Source organism: Stakelama portus, from assembly GCF_003171655.1.
GTDB lineage: Bacteria > Pseudomonadota > Alphaproteobacteria > Sphingomonadales > Sphingomonadaceae > Sphingomonas > Sphingomonas portus.
Genome location: NZ_QFZL01000003.1, coordinates 260,477 through 278,395 on the forward strand (window position 1 = coordinate 260,477; position 17,919 = coordinate 278,395).

The 17,919-nt window shown below is 64.2% G+C and carries 17 protein-coding genes; 8 read left to right on the forward strand and 9 right to left on the reverse strand.

What is annotated here, in order from left to right; all coding sequences use genetic code 11:
* The first annotated feature begins 34 nt into the window (after positions 1-34).
* From mnmG to DKB74_RS09785, 4 genes are read left to right on the forward strand one after another with little or no spacing between them, the layout of a single operon-like run.
* Entirely contained in the window at positions 35-1,870 is a 1,836-nt protein-coding gene (gene mnmG, locus DKB74_RS09770; protein WP_109807953.1) for a tRNA uridine-5-carboxymethylaminomethyl(34) synthesis enzyme MnmG, read from the forward strand.
* Positions 1,867-2,493, forward strand: coding sequence for a 16S rRNA (guanine(527)-N(7))-methyltransferase RsmG (rsmG, locus tag DKB74_RS09775; protein ID WP_109807954.1), 627 nt, complete (start codon positions 1,867-1,869; stop codon positions 2,491-2,493). The genes mnmG and rsmG overlap by 4 nt, the downstream gene beginning before the upstream one ends.
* Entirely contained in the window at positions 2,490-3,272 is a 783-nt protein-coding gene (locus tag DKB74_RS09780; protein ID WP_109807955.1) for a ParA family protein, read from the forward strand. Before rsmG ends, DKB74_RS09780 begins: the two co-directional genes overlap by 4 nt.
* Positions 3,269-4,186 (forward strand): ParB/RepB/Spo0J family partition protein, encoded by a 918-nt coding sequence (locus DKB74_RS09785; protein WP_109807956.1) that lies wholly within the window; start codon positions 3,269-3,271, stop codon positions 4,184-4,186. The genes DKB74_RS09780 and DKB74_RS09785 overlap by 4 nt, the downstream gene beginning before the upstream one ends.
* Positions 4,187-4,220: 34 nt before the next feature.
* Here DKB74_RS09785 and holA read toward each other — a convergent pair whose 3' ends face one another.
* From holA to DKB74_RS09805, 4 genes are read right to left on the reverse strand one after another with little or no spacing between them, the layout of a single operon-like run.
* The gene (holA, locus tag DKB74_RS09790) at positions 4,221-5,234 is read right to left on the reverse strand and encodes a DNA polymerase III subunit delta (protein WP_109807957.1); all 1,014 of its coding nucleotides are present in this window, start codon (positions 5,232-5,234) and stop codon (positions 4,221-4,223) included.
* On the reverse strand, positions 5,231-5,725 hold the full coding sequence (gene lptE, locus DKB74_RS09795; protein WP_109807958.1) for an LPS assembly lipoprotein LptE: 495 nt from the start codon (positions 5,723-5,725) through the stop codon (positions 5,231-5,233). The genes holA and lptE overlap by 4 nt, the downstream gene beginning before the upstream one ends.
* On the reverse strand, positions 5,722-8,244 hold the full coding sequence (gene leuS / locus DKB74_RS09800) for a leucine--tRNA ligase (protein ID WP_109807959.1): 2,523 nt from the start codon (positions 8,242-8,244) through the stop codon (positions 5,722-5,724). Before leuS ends, lptE begins: the two co-directional genes overlap by 4 nt.
* Before the next feature lie 18 nt (positions 8,245-8,262).
* A complete protein-coding gene (locus DKB74_RS09805) occupies positions 8,263-8,700 on the reverse strand; it encodes a DUF3576 domain-containing protein (protein ID WP_109808266.1) in 438 nt (145 codons plus the stop codon).
* Between the two features lie 171 nt (positions 8,701-8,871).
* Here DKB74_RS09805 and DKB74_RS09810 point away from each other — a divergent pair, with 171 nt between their 5' ends.
* The gene (locus DKB74_RS09810) at positions 8,872-9,585 is read left to right on the forward strand and encodes a hypothetical protein (protein WP_109807960.1); all 714 of its coding nucleotides are present in this window, start codon (positions 8,872-8,874) and stop codon (positions 9,583-9,585) included.
* Here DKB74_RS09810 and DKB74_RS09815 read toward each other — a convergent pair.
* Positions 9,558-10,118 carry a thiamine phosphate synthase gene (locus tag DKB74_RS09815; protein WP_109807961.1) on the reverse strand — a complete coding sequence of 187 codons (561 nt, stop codon included), beginning with the start codon at positions 10,116-10,118 and terminating at the stop codon, positions 9,558-9,560. The genes DKB74_RS09810 and DKB74_RS09815 overlap by 28 nt on opposite strands.
* Positions 10,119-10,140: 22 nt before the next feature.
* On the opposite strand from DKB74_RS09815, the gene DKB74_RS09820 reads away from it, so the two are divergent.
* Positions 10,141-10,809, forward strand: coding sequence for a YggS family pyridoxal phosphate-dependent enzyme (locus tag DKB74_RS09820; RefSeq protein WP_109807962.1), 669 nt, complete (start codon positions 10,141-10,143; stop codon positions 10,807-10,809).
* Positions 10,806-11,471: an HAD family hydrolase gene (locus DKB74_RS09825; RefSeq protein ID WP_109807963.1), complete on the forward strand. Its 666-nt coding sequence runs from the start codon at positions 10,806-10,808 to the stop codon at positions 11,469-11,471. The genes DKB74_RS09820 and DKB74_RS09825 overlap by 4 nt, the downstream gene beginning before the upstream one ends.
* Positions 11,472-11,474: 3 nt before the next feature.
* Here DKB74_RS09825 and ribA read toward each other — a convergent pair whose 3' ends face one another.
* The 4 genes from ribA to DKB74_RS09845 all read right to left on the reverse strand — a co-directional run bounded on the left by ribA (position 11,475) and on the right by DKB74_RS09845 (position 16,557).
* A complete protein-coding gene (ribA, locus tag DKB74_RS09830) occupies positions 11,475-12,530 on the reverse strand; it encodes a GTP cyclohydrolase II (protein WP_239987455.1) in 1,056 nt (351 codons plus the stop codon).
* Entirely contained in the window at positions 12,527-13,321 is a 795-nt protein-coding gene (locus tag DKB74_RS09835) for an exodeoxyribonuclease III (protein ID WP_109807964.1), read from the reverse strand. Before DKB74_RS09835 ends, ribA begins: the two co-directional genes overlap by 4 nt.
* A gap of 229 nt (positions 13,322-13,550) precedes the next feature.
* Positions 13,551-14,159, reverse strand: coding sequence for a LolA family protein (locus DKB74_RS09840; protein ID WP_109807965.1), 609 nt, complete (start codon positions 14,157-14,159; stop codon positions 13,551-13,553).
* 97 nt (positions 14,160-14,256) lie between these two features.
* Positions 14,257-16,557, reverse strand: coding sequence for a DNA translocase FtsK (locus DKB74_RS09845; RefSeq protein WP_109807966.1), 2,301 nt, complete (start codon positions 16,555-16,557; stop codon positions 14,257-14,259).
* Between the two features lie 120 nt (positions 16,558-16,677).
* Between DKB74_RS09845 and DKB74_RS09850 the strand changes: the two genes are divergently transcribed.
* Positions 16,678-17,895: a UbiH/UbiF/VisC/COQ6 family ubiquinone biosynthesis hydroxylase gene (locus DKB74_RS09850; RefSeq protein ID WP_109807967.1), complete on the forward strand. Its 1,218-nt coding sequence runs from the start codon at positions 16,678-16,680 to the stop codon at positions 17,893-17,895.
* The last annotated feature ends 24 nt before the right edge of the window (positions 17,896-17,919 follow it).

A 17,919-nucleotide genomic window follows, 5' to 3' on the forward strand; every position in this document is an offset into this window, starting at 1 on the left:
TGACGTGGCGCGATCAACGCTCTAGCGCGACGCCATGGCGGAATTCGATGTCATCGTAATCGGTGGCGGTCATGCAGGCACCGAGGCAGCGGCCGCGGCGGCGCGCCGTGGCGCGCGCACGGCGTTGGTCAGCTTCGATCTGACCAAGCTTGGCGCGATGTCGTGCAATCCTGCGATCGGTGGGCTCGGAAAAGGCCATCTGGTCCGCGAAGTTGACGCATTTGACGGGCTGATTGCGCAAGCAGCCGATGCGGCGGCGATCCATTATCGCATGCTCAACCGCAGCAAGGGCGCCGCGGTTCAGGGTCCGCGGATCCAGGCGGACCGAAAGCTCTACGCACGCGCGATTCAGGAGATGCTGAAGGCGCAGGACGGTCTGACGCTGATCGCCGGCGAGGTTTCGGCGCTTCAGATCGTCTCGGGTCGTGTCGCCGGGGTGATTCTGGGCGATGGTACGCCATTGTCCGGTAGTGCAGTGGTGCTGGCCACGGGAACGTTTCTGGGTGGCAAGATCTTTCGCGGTGAAGAGCGGCTGGACGGCGGCCGTATCGGTGAAGCGGCAGCTTCCCGCATTGCGGAACAGCTGCGCGAACTCGCCTTGCCGATGGCGCGGCTCAAGACGGGAACGCCGCCGCGTCTGGACGGACGCACGATCGCCTGGGGAACGCTTGACGAGCAACCAAGCGACAGTGAATTCTGGACCATGTCGCCGATGGTGGCGCGGCGCGTATTGCCCCAGCTTCACTGTGCAGTGACGCGCACCAATGAAGTCGTACATGGCATCATTCGCAGCGATCTCGAGCGATCGCCGCTGTTTTCCGGTGCCATCGGAGGTCAGGGGCCGCGCTATTGCCCGTCGATAGAAGACAAGATTCATCGGTTCGGCGATCGCGACGGCCACCAGATCTTTCTCGAGCCCGAGGGGCTCGATACCCATCTGGTCTACCCCAACGGCCTATCCACCTCGTTACCCGCCGATACGCAGCAGGCGATGGTGAATGCCATCCCCGGACTTGCGCGGGCGCAGATCGTCGTCCCGGGCTATGCAGTCGAATATGATTATATCGATCCGCGGACACTGGATCGGACGCTCGCCCTGCCGGCGATTCCGGGCGTTTTCTTTGCCGGCCAAATCAACGGTACCACGGGGTATGAAGAGGCGGCAGGCCAGGGACTGATTGCTGGATTGAATGCCGCGGCACATGCCTGTGCCCTGCCCTCCGTCACGCTGTCGCGCGAGAGCAGCTATCTCGGCGTGATGATCGATGATCTTGTACTGCAGGGCGTGACCGAGCCCTATCGTATGCTTACGGCGCGTGCGGAATATCGGCTGCGCCTTCGGGCGGACAATGCCGAGGCGCGCCTGACGCCGATTGCCGAAGCCGCTGGTTGTTTGCGTGCACCGCGCCGCGAGCGGGTTCAGATGCGTCGCGACGGCTTTGCTGCGCTGACCACTGCTTTTTCGATCCCGCTGACGGCCTCGCAACTCTATGCGCGGGGAATTCCCGTCGCACAGGACGGTGCGCGACGCACCGCCTCCGAATGGCTCCGCTTTCCGGATATCACCCCAGAACAACTGGTCGGCGATCTCGATATCCCCGAAGCGCTGGTCCGGGAGTTCGTTTCCGACGCGCGGTACGCGCCCTATCTGGAGCGGCAACAGGCCGAGATCGACGCGCAACGGGCGAATGATCGCGTCGCTTTGCCGGCAGACCTCGATTTCGCGGCGATCGCCGGGCTTTCGAATGAAATGGTCGAGCGGCTTTCCGCCGCGCGCCCTGCCACGCTGGGCGAATGCGCGCGGATTCGCGGCATCACGCCTGCAGCGGTCTCTGCAATCTATCTCCACAGCAAGCGTAGAGCGGCATGACCGAGGAAGAGGCGCGCGCCTGGATTGTCGACCGATTCGATGTTCCACGTGAAACGTTGCTCGCAGATTATGTGGCGCTGTTGCTTGCAGAGGCGGAGCATCAGAACCTCATATCCGCCAGCACGGTGGATACGCTGTGGTCGCGGCATATCGTCGATTCGGCTCAGTTGCTGCTGCTGGCCGGGGAAAAGGTCGGCGGAACATGGGTGGATATCGGAACCGGCGCCGGCCTGCCGGGGATCGTTGTCGCCATTCTCGAACCCCGCAACCACTATGTTCTTGTCGAGCCGCGCGGCAAGCGTGTGGCGTTTCTGGAGCAGTGTGTCGCACAGCTGGGTCTTGCGGACCGTGTGCAGGTTATCGGATCGAAGATAGAGCGGTATAGCCCTCCCCATCGCGCCGATATCGTTTCGGCACGCGCGGTAGCGCCTTTACCCAATCTGTTCGCTTCGGCGGCGCCATCGACATCGCGAAAGACGCTATGGCTGCTGCCAAAAGGACGAAATGCGCAATCAGAGGTGGAAGCCGCGCGCAGGGCGTGGCAAGGTTCGTTCCACGTGGAACAGAGCGTCACTGATCCTGAATCCGGCATTGTCGTCGCACGGGAGGTTCGCCCGAGATGATTTGTATCGCCATCGCCAACCAAAAGGGCGGAGTCGGCAAGACGACAACAGCAATCAACGTCGGCACCGCGCTCGCCGCGACGGGCCAGCGGGTCTTGCTGATCGATCTCGACCCTCAGGGAAATGCGTCGACCGGTCTGGGCATCAGTCGCGCCGACCGCGAAAGCTCGACCTATGATCTGCTGGTTGGGGAGGCGACGCCCGACGAAGTCGCCATTCCGACCCGGGTTCCCGGGCTCGATATCGTCCCGGCGACTCAGGATCTGTCCGGCGCCGAGATCGAATTGATCGAATTCGATGCGCGGACCCATCGTCTCGACGCTGCAATCGGGCGCGATACCAGCGATCGATGGGACGTCGTCCTGATCGATTGCCCGCCCTCGCTCGGCCTGCTCACGATCAATGCGATGGTTGCCTCGCACGCCCTGCTGGTGCCGCTCCAGTGCGAGTTTTTTGCGCTCGAAGGGCTCAGCCAGCTGCTCAATACCGTCGAGCGTATCCGCGGCCGATTTAACCCCGGTCTTTCGATCCTGGGCGTGGTGCTTACCATGTATGACCGGCGCAACCGCCTGACCGACCAGGTTTCGGACGATGTCCGTGCCGTCCTCGGCCGCGTCGTGTTCGAAACCGTCATTCCGCGGAACGTTCGCCTGTCCGAAGCGCCCAGCCATGGCGTGCCCGCGCTGATTTACGATTATAAATGCGCGGGTTCGGAAGCCTATATCGCGCTCGCACGCGAAGTGATCGATCGCCTGCCCAAGCTTAAGAAGGCCGCATGACCGACACCCCCCCTTCTCCCGCCGCCAGCCGCAAACAGCGTCCCGGCCTTGGCCGTGGCCTCAGCGCGCTTCTGGGCGAATCGGCTGCCGAGGAACCGATTGGCGATGGTGATCTCAGCGCGGGGATTCGGACGCTGCCCGTCACGGCGCTAGCACCGCATCCCGAACAGCCGCGCCGGCATTTCGATGACGATGCGCTCGACGAACTGGCGGGATCGATCAAGGCACGCGGCCTGATTCAGCCGATTGTCGTCCGGCCGCACGGCAAGGGATATCAGATCGTTGCCGGCGAACGCCGCTGGCGTGCGGCGCAGCGGGCGCGCCTGCACGAAGTCCCGGTGGTGATCCGCGACCTGACCGAAGCGGAAACGCTCGAAATCGCGCTGCTCGAAAATATCCAGCGCCAGGACCTCAATGCGATCGAAGAGGCGGACGCCTATCGCAAGCTGATCGACGAGTTCCATCATACGCAGGAAGCACTTTCGCGCATCGTTCACAAATCGCGCAGCCATATCGCCAATCTGATGCGCTTGCTCGACCTTCCCGCCGGCGTGCAGCGGATGGTGGTCGATGGCTCGCTCAAAATGGGCCATGCGCGGGCGCTGATCGGTGCGCAGGATCCCGAAGTGCTTGCCCGCAAGGTGGTCGATCAGGATCTTTCGGTACGCCAGACCGAAGAGCTTGTCCGCCGCGCCAAGCCCGGGGGCGCTGCGGGGGCTTCGTCTGCGCGACGCGGCGACAGCGGATCGGGAAGCGATGCCGATATCGCCGCGCTTGAAAATCAGCTGGGCGACGTGCTGGGTCTGCGCGTGAAAATCACGCATGGGCCAAAGGGCGGGACGCTTGCCCTCTCCTATTCCTCGCTCGACCAGCTCGACATGGTGTGCCAGCGGTTGAGCGGCGAACGCATCTGACGCGCATAAAGGACGGGAACCGGTCTGTCCTGCGCTAGCGCATCCGTGCCGCGGCGCGAGCAATCGCGGCGCATTCCGCCTCCGCCAGCACTTCGCCCGCGCTCGCGCCATGCATCATCGCGCGTTCGGCTGCGCGTGTCCGGTCGATCGCATGCGCCAGCTGGCGGGCGCTCCACCGTTTCAGCGCGCGCACAGTCGCTGCCCGTTCGCGGAAGAAAATCCGTTCGGCAAGCTGTTCGATCGACTGCCCGGCATCGACCTGCGCGCGCAGCTCGGCCAACGCGATCAGTCGCCGAGTCAGCATGCGCAGCAACGGGATTCCCGATCCCCCGCCGGCGTTGAGCTCGGCGAGTTCGTCGCCGATCTCGCGCGTTCGCCCTTCGATGATCGCTTCGATCGTGCGGAAAAGTTCGGGTTCGCCGATATCGGCTCCGATCGCCTCCAGCGCCAGCGGATCGGCGTCGCGCGGCCGCTCCGGTGCGGCATCGAGGAACAATGCGAGCTTTTCGATCTCGCGCGTCAGGATCGCGCGATCGCCCGCGGCGGCGGAAGCAAGCTGGCTTGCGGTCTCCCCGACCAGCCGAAGGCCATGGTCGCGCGCGATACTCGCGGCGAGCCTGGCGGCATCCTGCCCCTCGGGCACGTAAAAGGCCTGCGCCAGCGCCAGCGGCGAAGCAATCGCCAGCTTCACGAGCTTGCTGCTGTTCTTGAGCGACGGCCCGGTCGCCACGACCGGATTTTCCCCTGCCTCGCTTTCGAGCAACAACCGAAAGGCTTCGGTGATGCCGTCCTCCGCGCCCATTACTCGAATCAGTCGCCGCTCGCCGAACAGCGACAGCGACGCCGCCTCATCGGCGAGACGCCCAGGAGAATCGCGTAACTCTTTGATATTTAAGTCTATTTTCTCGACGTTCGGGTCGATTGCGCTGGCCAGTTTTGCGGCAATGTCGCCCGCACCTGCTTCATCCGGCCCATAGAGAAGATAAAGGCGGACCTTGCGGTCGGGCGCGGCAAGCTGCGCCCGCATCTGGGCTGCGCTGGCTTTCACCGGTCTCCGTCGGCGCGGGCGAAGCGCGCCAGTCTCGCCACGATCTGATCCGCGACGATCCCGGAAAGACGCTCCAGCGCGCTCCGTTCGGCCGCGATGGTCGCATATTCCGAACCGACCACGTCGATGCCCGCGTCCGAACCGGCCGTCGCGTCGAGCACCACGGTGCCGGTGGCAAGATCGATCAGCTGATAGCGTGCGCGCAACGTGCGGCGCTCGCGCGCCACGCTGTCGTCGCTGCGCACGCCAAGACCCGTGATCTGGTCGTCGAGCCGCACTTCAAGCCGATAGCGCGGTGCACTCGCTTGTCCGACATGCAGCCGATCGCGCAGCGCATTGCCCATCAACCAGCCCGCCTGGCCTTCGATCGGCGCGACGTCGATCGCCGCCATGGTGGTGCGCACCGGTCCGCCGGCACCACCGCCATAGAGCGGTGTCAGGCCACAGCCCGAAAGCGCCGTCAGCGCGAGCAGGGCGGCTATGGCCTTCATGCGACGATGTTCACCAGTCGATCGGGCACGACGATTACCTTTTTCGGCGCCTTGCCATCCAGGATGCGCACAATCTTGTCCGATGCCAGCGCGGCGGCCTCGACCGACTCGCGCGGAGCACCCTTGGGCAGTAGCAGCGTATCGCGCAGCTTGCCATTCACCTGCACCGCGACGGTGACTTCATCCTCGACCAGCAGTGCCGGATCGACGTCGGGCCAGGCCGCGTCCGCGATCAGGCCGTCCTGCCCCATGCCGGCCCAGACTTCCTCGGCCAGATGCGGCACCATCGGCGCGACGATGCGCGGCAGGGTGCGGATCGCCGCAGCGCGCGAGGCGGAGGGCTTTGCCTTTTCGATCGCATTGACCAGCTCATAGAGCTTTGCCACCGCCTTGTTGAACGACAGCGCGTCGATATCCTCGGCAACGCCGGCGATCGTGCGATGCAGCTTGCGGTCGAGATCCTTGTCCTCGCCCTGGGCGTCTTGGAGCCCGTCGAACAGCCGCCACAGGCGATTGACGAAACGCCAGGCGCCTTCGATGCCGTTTTCGCTCCATTCCAGGTCGCGTTCGGGCGGCGAATCGGAAAGCATGAACCAGCGGACCGCATCCGCGCCGTACTGATCGACGATTTCGGTCGGATCGACGGTGTTCTTCTTCGATTTCGACATCTTCTCGACGCGGCCGACGGTGACGGGCGCGCCGTCCGCCTTTGCCGTGACCTTGTCCGATTCGAAATTCAGCTCTTCGGGATTGAACCACAGCCTGCTGACACCTTCACCGCGATCGCGATAATAGGTTTCGTGCGTCACCATGCCCTGCGTGAACAGTCCCGCGAACGGCTCTGCGACGTCGAGTTTGCCGATCTGCTGAAGCGCGCGCGTGAAGAAGCGGGCATAGAGCAGGTGCAGGATCGCATGCTCGACCCCGCCGATATACTGCCCGACCGGCAGCCATTGCTCGGCGACTTCCTTGTCGAACGGCTTGTCGTCGGGCTGGCTGGCGAAGCGGATGAAATACCAGGACGAATCGGCAAAGGTATCGAGTGTGTCGGTCTCGCGCTCGGCGTTGCCGCCGCAGCTCGGACAATCGACATGCTTCCACGTCGGATGGCGGACCAGCGGATTGCCGGGAATGTCGAACGACACGTCTTCGGGCAGCTTCACCGGCAGCTGGTCGCGCGGGACCGGCACCGACCCGCATTTGTCGCAGCGAATGATCGGGATCGGCGTGCCCCAATAACGCTGGCGGCTGACGCCCCAGTCGCGCAGGCGCCACACGGTCGTCCCCTGCCCCCAGCCATCGGCTTCGGCACGGCTGATCACTTCGCGCTTGGCGTCGGCAACGTCCATGCCGTTGAGGAAATGCGAATTCACCAGCGTGCCGGGGCCAGTATAGGCCTCGTCGCCTTCGAATTCGGGTGCTTCCTTGTCGCCTTCGGAAACCACGCGGCGCACCGGCAGGTTATATTTGCGCGCGAAATCAAGGTCGCGCTGGTCATGCGCCGGCACGCCGAACACCGCGCCGACGCCATAGTCCATCAGCACGAAATTGGCGATGTAGACCGGAAGTTTCCATGTCGTATCAAAGGGATGCGTCGCGGTGATGCCGGTGTCGTATCCCAGCTTTTCCTGCGTTTCGATCTCGGCCGCGCTGGTGCCGCCGGCCTTGCACTTGGCGACGAACGCGGCGACTTCTTCCGAATTCTCGGCCAGCTGTTTGGCGATCGGATGATCGGCGGCGATCGCGACGAAGCTCGATCCGAAAATCGTGTCGGGCCGCGTCGTGAACACTTCGACCGATCCGCCGTCGGACAGCGCAAACCGGAACTGCAGGCCCTGGCTCTTGCCGATCCAGTTTTCCTGCATCAGCTTGACCTTGTCGGGCCAATGCTCGAGCGACTTCAGCCCTTCGAGCAGGTCGTCGGCGAAATCGGTGATCTTCAGAAACCACTGATCGAGCTGGCGCTTTTCGACTTCGGCGCCCGAGCGCCAGCCCTTGCCGTCGATCACCTGCTCATTGGCCAGCACGGTCATGTCGACCGGGTCCCAGTTCACAGTCGCTTTCTTGCGATAGACGAGGCCGGCCTCGAGGAAATCGAGGAACAGCGCCTGTTCATGGCCATAATATTCAGGCTCGCAGGTCGCCAGTTCGCGCGACCAGTCGAGTGCGAAGCCGAGTCGTTTCAGCTGCGCCCGCATCGTCGCGATATTCTCGCGCGTCCATCCGCCCGGATGCACGCCCTTTTCCATCGCCGCATTTTCGGCGGGCATGCCGAACGCGTCCCACCCCATCGGGTGGAGCACTTCATGCCCGGTCATCCGCCGATAGCGCGCCAGGACGTCGCCCATCGTATAGTTGCGGACATGGCCCATATGGATGCGCCCCGATGGATAGGGAAACATCTCGAGCACATAGGATTTGGGCTTGGGCGAATCGTCACGCGCGGCGAAAGTGCGGTTTTCCTCCCACACTTTCTGCCACGCCGCGTCCGCCTTGAGCGGATTGAACCGCGACGCCATTACGCTGCTCCGGATAATTTAGTCGGAAACGATTGCCGCACGGCGCAGATCGCGCGCGCGCGTGAGGATGATGTCTTCCAGCTTCTGAACCGTCGCGGCCTGAACCGGCGAATCGATCCACTGGCCATTCTGGTTCACCTGACGCTGCGCGGCGACGCGCAGCGCATCGGCGCGCAGATCCTGATCGAGGATCGTCACCGTGACCTTCATCCGCTCGGTCGGAACATTGGGGTTCACATACCAGTCGGTGACGATCACGCCGCCCGCCGAATCGGTCTGCAACAGCGGCATGAAGCTCAGCGTGTCGAGGCTGGCGCGCCACAGATAGCTGTTCACGCCGATCGTCGTCGTCTGCGCCGCAGCAATGTCCGCGCGAGGCCGTTCGTTGCCGCCTCCACAGGCCGCTGTCATGCATATCAGCGGCAGCAGCAACGCGAAGCTAAGGGGGCGGTTCATCGGCAACATCCCAACACGAAAGTCCATGGAAAAGCCTCTATAGAAGCTGTGCCGTCCGCCGCAAGCATCGCACGCTGTGGACAGTGTGCAACAGTTGCACCGAAAATCGATTCTGAGGTGGAACCTTCCGTGGCAATCATGGTAGGGGTTTCGCACAGAAGAGGAATCGAGATGACGCGCAAGCGCTGGATGGCGGGTATCGGACTGGGGGCAGTGGCTGCCGCCGGTTTCACCGTGTCCGCGCTCCAGGCGAAGGAATCCGGCTTCGAAGCGGCCTCGGCGCCCAGCTTCACTTCTTCGACGATGAATCTCGATATCTTCACGCCGGCTGCGGCGGATCCGCGACTCGCGGAGCTGATCAAGAACAACCGCGTCGGCACCCGCGGCATGCAGTTCACGCCATCGGAAACGCGCCGTCCGGCCAGCGCGACTGCGCGCGCCGCCGCCCGCGTTACCGAAAAAGTGACCGGTTCGCCGATCAGCGCGCCGATGGTTCATGTCGCTCCGATCGAATATGATCTGGCAGGTTCGGTGGGCTGGAAACACGCCACCGCGACCGGTGCCGCGACTCAGGTCGATCTCGTGCGGCCTGCCGCGCGGAGCCAGACGATCGATACCGCATCCAATTATGAACCTGCCAGCCGCCCCAGCCGGGTACGTGCTGCCGGTTCGTCAACGACGCCGGCGGGTTCGACCAAGCTGATCAACGGCGTTCCCGATTATTCGGTCGATGTCGGCGGCTCCTATTCGGTCACGCGCAATATCGATGTGCGTGCCGGCATCCGCTATGAAGCCGATGGCGATCGCAACCGTCTGGCGACGTCGCTGACCGAGGATCAGCGTGAGCGTCAGGCCGTTTATATCGGTACTGCATTCCGCTTCTGATCGCTGCGCCACGCATCGATTCCCGCCCAGCCGTGAATTTCAAGCGCTGACAGGCTGCGCCCGCGCGCTGCGTTCATGCCGCCCAGCGCGATCACCGGCATCGGCAAGTGGCGCATCAGCAATCCCGCCCGTATCCGGCCCAATGCCCTGCCTTCGGGATGCGATCGCGTCGCGTATAGCGGCGAAACGAAAATTGCGTCGGCCCCGGCACGAATCGCCCGCACCGCTTCGCGCCGATCATGGACTGCCATCGTCCGGATACCCGGACGGAGCATCGGTGCATTGCCATGCACGCCGTCTTCGTATTTGCTGAGCCGTGTCGCGCCGGCGCGCAGGACGATCAGGCCGCGTCGCCGTGCCATCGCCGATACGCGCGCGAACAGGCGCTTCCGCTCGGAAAGCGGCAATCCATAGTGGCGGAACACGATTCCCGACCCACGCGGCAATCGCGCGATTGCCGGCCACAGCGATTCGCCCAATCGTTCATCGGTCATCAGCCAGAGGCGCGGAATCGGGGGCTGGCGGCGGTGCATCCTGCCTCCTATAGCGTCGGCCATGCAGACAGACGATGCCTCCGTACGGCTCGCCGCGGTCCAGCAACGGATTGCGCGCGCCGAATCGCTCGCCGGGCGGCGGGCCGGCGCAACCGCGCTGATCGCCATATCCAAGACGCATGATAGCGACAGCATTCGGCCTCTGATTTCGGCGGGTCAGCGGATCTTCGGCGAAAACCGCGTTCAGGAAGCCGCCGAAAAATGGCCGCGCCTGCGCGAAGAGACGCCCGGCATCGCCCTGCACCTCGTCGGCCAGCTGCAATCGAACAAGGCCGACGACGCCGTCGCGTTGTTCGACGCCATCCATTCGGTCGATCGCGCATCGCTTGTCACGGCGCTTGCCCGGGCGATGAACAAGAGCGGCAAGCAGCCAGCCTGCTTCGTTCAGGTCAATATCGGCGACGAGCCGCAAAAGGGGGGATGCGATGTCGCGGCGCTTCCGGAGTTGCTGGCACAGGCGCGCACGGCCGAATTGCCTCTGGTGGGGCTGATGTGCGTTCCGCCGCTTGGCGTGGAGGCTGCGCCTTATTTCGCGCTGCTTGCAAAACTCGCGCGCGATAACGGGCTCGACGGGCTCAGCATGGGCATGTCGGACGATTTCGAAACCGCAGTCACGCTCGGCGCCAGCCATGTCCGGGTCGGGTCCGCCCTGTTCGGAGCGCGGGCGTGAAGTTCGACGCGATCATCTTCGATTTCGACGGCGTGCTGCTGGAGAGCGAATATGCCGGCAATGCCCAGATCGCCGAATATCTGACTGCGATCGGCCATCCGACCTCGATGGAGGATTCGATGGCGCATTTCATGGGGCTGGCCGGACAGGAATTTCTCGCCGCGCTCGAAAGCTGGATCGGGCGCCCCCTGCCCGACGATTTCCACGATCTACGCGAAGCCGAGAATCAGCGCGTGCTGACGCAGGGGCTCGATCCCGTTGCGGGAGCGATAGCCTTCCTGCGCGGCCTTCCGGATCGCCTCCCGCGGGCGATCGCGTCGTCAAGCGGATCGCACTGGATCGAAACGCATCTCGACCATCTGGGCGTACGCGACGCGTTCGGACCGCATATCTATAGCGGCAAGGAACATGTGGTGCGCGGCAAGCCCGCTCCCGACATCTATCTTCACGCCGCGCATGCGATCGGCGCCGATATCCGTCGCACGGTGATTCTCGAGGATTCACCGGTCGGCGCGAAGGGGGCCGTGGCTTCGGGCGCGCATGTGATCGGCCTGTGTGCCGGGCGCCATTGCGGCGTCGGCCATGCCGAACGGCTGCGCGCGCTGGGCGTGCATGATGTCGCTGCGGACTTTACCGATGTTGCGCGGTTGCTGGGCGCCTGAACGTCAGAGCTCGTGACCGCTGCGGTCGCGCTTGGTATCCAGATAGCGCGCATTGTGCGGATTTGCGTCGATCCTCAGCGGCACCCGCTCGACAACGCCGATGCCGGCATTGCGCAGCCCGCCAACCTTGGCGGGATTGTTGGTCAAAAGCCGCACCTGCTCGATACCCATCAGCTTCAGCATCCGTGCCGCGACATCATAATCGCGGTCGTCGGCGCCGAAACCGATGTGGAAATTGGCGTCCACCGTATCATAGCCGCGCCCTTGCAGCGCATAGGCGCGCATCTTGTTCGCCAGTCCGATCTTGCGCCCTTCCTGCCGCAGATAGAGGATCACACCCCCTCCGGCTTCCAGGATCGTGCGTTTCGCGGCGGCCAGCTGCGGTCCGCAATCGCAGCGCAGCGAACCGAACACGTCGCCGGTCAGGCATTCGGAATGCAGCCGGACAAGCATCGGCGCATCGAATTCGGGTTCGCCAAGGATCAGCGCGACATGCACTTCGGCACCCGCCGCTCCGGCAAACGCCATCAGCCGGGCACCGTCATCGTCATGGATCGGCAGCTCGGCCCCCGCCACGATCCGCAGCGAATCCGGCGCCGAATAATGCGCGATATCAGTCGCCGAAACGCGCGGCCCTTCGGTTGCGTCCGCCGGGCGGACGAGCAGCGCGGGCAGCAATTCGGCATCCTTGGCAAGCCGCATTGCGGCGTGCGCAACGCCAATCGGATCCGGCGTCGACAATGTCAGCGGTGGCAGCGCGACTGCACCGTCGAGCAGCGGATTGGCGATGGCGCGGGCGATATCGAGCGTCATCGGGCCGTCGGTCGTCACGCGAATCGCATCGCCCATAATTCCGCTCAGGTCGCATTTGAGCGCCGCCATCCGATCGCGCGACGCGAGCAGTTCGAACGCACCGCCCTTCGCAAATGCTTCGGCGACTTTGGGGCTGGTCAGCTCGACCGCGACACAGGCGAGCGCCGCGCGCCCGTCTTCGATGATAACCGCGCGGCCGCGCCGCAGCATCGCCAGTGCCGAATCGATTGCTTCCGCGTAAATCAAAATGTGAACTCCGTGACGATCGGAACATGGTCCGACGGTTTGAGCCAGCTGCGGCACGGCTCATGTACCGTATGCGCCGTGGCGGCCTTTGCGACTTCGGGGCTGGCCCACATATGGTCGAGCCGGCGCCCGCGATCCGAAGCGGCCCAGTCCTTCGCGCGATAGCTCCACCAGGTGAAGCAGCGTTCGGGCGGCGGAATGAAATGGCGGCCCAGGTCGACCCAGTCATGCGCCGCCTGCAATTTGCCGAGCGTGTCGACTTCGATCGGCGTGTGGCTGACCACGTCGAGCAATTGCTTGTGGCTCCAGACATCGCTTTCCAGCGGCGCCACGTTGAAATCGCCGACCAGGATCGTCGGGACATCAAGCCCCTCGGACCAGCGCGTCATGCGCTCCAGAAAGTCGAGCTTCTGGCCGAATTTGGGGTTCACTTCGCGATCGGGCACGTCGCCCCCGGCGGGCACATAAACATTTTCGAGCCGTACGCCGTTTGCCAGCCGCACCCCGACATGGCGCGCTTCGCCATTGGCCTGCCAGTCGAACCGGTCGTCGGCAACCAGCGGCACCTTGCTCAGGATCGCAACGCCATGGTGCATGCGCTGCCCGTTGACGATGATATGGTCATAGCCGAGCGCGCGGATCGGCGCGTGCGGGAAATCGGCGTCGATCACCTTGGTTTCCTGCAGGCACAATATGTCCGGCGCTTCCTCTGTCAGGAAACGTTCGACGATCGGCATGCGAAAGCGGACCGAATTGATGTTCCAGGATGCGATCTTGAGCGTGTCGGTCATGGGCTGGGATGTAGCCATCGTCCCGGCCAAGCGCCAGATGAACGGCCATCGAAAAAGTAAAGGCCCCCGCTCCGGGGGCAAAAGGAGCGGGGGCCGACCTGGCGTTCGTCACGCAGGCGGGATGGGAGACCACTTCGGGCAACAGGGGGAAAAAATCCCGACGTCGACCCCATCCGCAACCACGCTTGTAGTCACTCGAAGCTGTCGCTCAGATGAACGAAGCTGAACGTCAGGGACGCCCGCCGCGCCGCGGATCGTTCCAGCGGAACGTCCTGTCCGATACCGAGACATTCATGCGCTGATTCGACAGGCGGATCGTGGTGCGATTGTTCTGCGAATCGAGCGCGACCCAGCCCTGCAGCATCAGACCGCCGGGCGCGGTATCGCTCTTCTGAAAGATCAGCGTGATCCGGCCATATTCGGGATGATCGGGATCGTGAACCTCGATCGACACCACACGCGGATCGCGCGTCTGCACCGATCGGGCGAAGCGCCCGATGTCGCGATTGGGATCGAGCAGCACCGCCAATGGCGAATTGCCGATCGGCCAGCGTTCGACCTGGCGGACCTGATAATCGATGAAATAGAGCGAATTGCCGTCCGCGACGATCAGCTGCGGCACGCCCCGTTCATATTGAAACCGGATCTTGCCCGGCCGTTTGAGTGTCATCGTGCCGGTCAGCACGCGACCGTTGCGATCGATCTGCTGGAAATCGGCAACCATCGAATTCACGGCGCGCAGCGACCGCTGCACCTGATCGACGGCGCTTTGCGGTGCCGGAGCGGCACTGATCAGGGCGGGCGCTGCAAGCGCGGCGGCTAAAGTGATGCGCTGCAAGAAAAGCTTCCTCTCGTTCGACAGGGGCGCCGATATGCCGACGCGCGATTGAACGCGCCCTGAACTTGCGAACCGGCGGTTCGATCCCTGCGCGGGTCTATAGCGGCCTGCCGTCGGTATCCATCAATACGTCGCGGCGGCCGACATGGTCGGGTTTGGATACCAGCCCTTCGCGCTCCATCCGTTCGATCAGCCGCGCCGCCGAATTATATCCGATCCGCATCTGCCGCTGCAGCCAGGATGTCGATGCCTTCTGGCTCTCCGCGACAAGCTGGCACGCCTGACGGAATTGCTGTTCCTCCGGGCTGTCGTCGCCATTGGGCGATCCGTCGAGCGCGAAGCCGCCATCCTCGGGCTCTTCGGTGACGGCCTGAATATAATCGGGCTGGCCCTGCGCGCGCCAGTGATCGGCGACCGCCTGAACCTCGTCGTCGGAAACGAAGGGGCCATGGACGCGCACGATCTGTTTGCCGCCGGGCATATAGAGCATGTCGCCCTTGCCGAGCAGCTGTTCGGCGCCCTGTTCGCCCAGGATGGTGCGCGAATCGATCTTCGACGTGACGTGAAAGCTGATGCGGGTCGGCAAATTCGCCTTGATGACGCCGGTAATGACGTCGACCGAGGGGCGCTGCGTCGCCATGATCAGGTGGATGCCCGCCGCGCGTGCCTTTTGCGCGAGCCGCTGGATCAGGAATTCGACTTCCTTGCCCGCCGTCATCATCAGATCGGCCAGCTCGTCGACGATCACCACGATCTGCGGCAGCGGCGTGAGCTCGAGCGTTTCTTCCTCATAGATCGGCTGGCCGGTGTCCTGATCATAGCCGACCTGCACCCGCCGGCCGAGCTTCTGTCCCTTTGCCTTGGCCGCGCGCACCTTGTCGTTGAAGCTGGCGAGGCTGCGGACATTGACGCTCGCCATCATGCGATAGCGTTCCTCCATCTGCTCGACCGCCCATTTGAGCGCACGCACCGCCTTGGCGGGCTCGGTCACCACATCGGCGAGCAGATGAGGGATATCCTTGTACATGCTGAGTTCCAGCATCTTCGGATCGATCATGATCATCCGGCACTGATCGGGCGTCAGCCGATAGAGCAGCGACAGGATCATGCAGTTGAGACCCACCGACTTGCCCGAACCGGTGGTGCCCGCGACCAGCAGATGCGGCATCGGCGCCAGATCGGCGACGACGGGGTCACCCGCGATATTCTTGCCCAGCACGATCGGCAGCGATGCGGCGGGTGCCTCAAACGCCTCGCTGGCGATCAGTTCGTGCAGGTTGACCGACTCGCGCTTGGCATTGGGCAGTTCGATGCCGATCACGCTGCGCCCGGGGATGGTGGCGACACGCGCGGAGATCGCACTCATGTTGCGGGCGATATCGTCGGCCAGCTGGATGACGCGGCTTGCCTTGATGCCACTGGCCGGCTCGAGCTCGTACATGGTGACGACCGGGCCGGGGCGTACCTCGACGATCGATCCCTTGACGTGAAAATCCTCAAGCACGCTTTCGAGCAACCGGGCGTTGCGCTCCAGCGCGGCCTTGTCGATCGCGGCATTGGCATTTTCGCCCGGAGCCTTGAGCAATTCGATCGACGGCAGGCGGAAGCTGTTGGGAAAGGCGAGCTGTGTCTGCGCGGGTTTCGCGCGCGAAGGCGAAGGCGCCAGTGTGCGATCCGCGATCACGGGTGCCGGACGGTTTTCGGGAACGGCGACCTTGCGCGGCGCGGGCTTTGCGGCGGGCTCATGGATAGCGGGCGCTTCTGCCGCTGGGACAGGTGCCGCGTCGGGCGACGGATCACGGCGCGGAAGCCGGAAACCGGTCTCCGGCAGGCTCAGTTCCAGCGCACGTGCCCACCAGACGACACCGACGATCCCGCAGACCACGCCGATCCCTGCGCCGATCCAGAATTCCGCGGTCGCTTCGCCGATGAAGGAAAGCGCCCAGCGGATCGTGCCCGCGACGGCCAGTCCGATCAGGCCGCCCCATCCCCCCGAAAGCTGGAGCACCGACCCTGCCGAAACAAAGGAAAGTGCCGTGCCCATCAGCGCGACACCGATCGCAGCGCCACGCAGCATCCTGCCCCAACCGGCAACCGGACGATCGCGCCACAGTCGGTTGGCGACGATCAGGCCGACCGGCGTCAACAGCACGACCGGCAGACCGCCGATCGCCAGCAGCAAGTCGGCGATCCATGCACCCGGCACTCCCAACAGGTTGCGCGCAGGGCCACCCGCCGCCGTGTTCAGCGACGGATCGGAGCCGTGATAGCTGGCCAGCGCCAGGATCAGCGCGACCATCGCCAGGAACAATAGCGTCCCGCCGATCAGCGCCCCGCTGCGCCGCGCACCCGCTTTCACCGTCTCGCGCAGCGCCGGGGGCTGGGCTCGCGTAGCCATGCCTCGAACTCCGATATGTGTTTGGATGCCGGAACATCGCGCGAACCGACTCCCCCGTCAAGGCACGCGGACCCGACCGCACCATTGCCGTTTGGCCGGCAAGCGCCTACCCGTCGGGGCATGGACCGGGCAGACGTTCTTATCCTCGGCGGCGGGCTGGTCGGCAGCGCGCTCGCAACTGCGCTCGACGCGCATGGCCTCACTGCAATCGTCATCGACATCGCCGATCCGCAGGTGATCCTGGCGGCGGATTTCGATGGCCGCGCTTCGGCGATCGCCAGCGCGCCGCACCGGATGCTCGAAGCGATCGGCGTCGCCGACCGGCTGGCGGGCAAGGGATGCCCGATCGAAAGCATCCGCGTGTCGGACGGCCTCGATCCGGGCAAGCTCGATTTCGACGCGGGCGATGCCGAATCGGCGCTCGGCGTGATGTACGAAAATCGCATGCTGCGCACTGCGCTCTACGAATCGGCCAGGGCGGCGCCCAATGTCGATCTGCGGATGCAGACGCGCGCCGTTTCGGTCGAACGCGGCGATCATGGCGTCACTGCGGTGCTCGATTCGGGCGATGTCGTGCACGCATCGCTGCTGATTGCGGCGGAGGGGCGCAATTCGCCGACGCGCGAGGCGGCGGGCATCACATCGGCACGCTGGCAATATGACCACACGGCGCTGGTCACATCGGTCCATCACGAAGTGCCGCACGGCAATGTCGCGTTCGAAATTTTCTATCCGCAGGGGCCGTTTGCGCTGCTGCCGCTCAATGACGACGCCCAGGGGCATCGCTCGGCCATTGTCTGGTCGGTGAAACGGCATGAAGGGCCGGGCATGCTCAAAATGTCCGAGCGCGCTTTTCTGGCGGAAATGGACAAGAAAACCGGCGGTTTTCTGGGCAGGCTGGGCCCGCTCGGCCGGCGGTCGAGCTATCCGCTCGGTTTTCACCATGCCGCACAGATCACCGGACACCGCCTCGCGCTGGTGGGCGATTCGGCGCACGGCATCCATCCGATTGCCGGTCAGGGCGTCAATGTCGGGTTTCGCGATGTCGCCGCGCTGGTCGAAGTTCTCGTCGATGGCAAGCGACTCGGCCTCGATATGGGCGATCCGGCGCTGCTCGAACGCTATCAGCGCTGGCGCGCGCTCGACACCTTCATGGTCGCGCTGGCGACTGACGGCCTCACGCATCTGTTCGGCGTGCCGGGCAAGACTGCCTCGCGCATCCGCCGCTTTGGCCTGAACCTGGTCGATCGGGTAACGCCGCTAAAGGACGCCTTCATGGCCGAAGCGCGCGGCGAAAGCGGATCGGTGCCCAAATTGCTGCAGGGCATGACCGCCTAGTTACGGGATATCAGGAGAAGCACG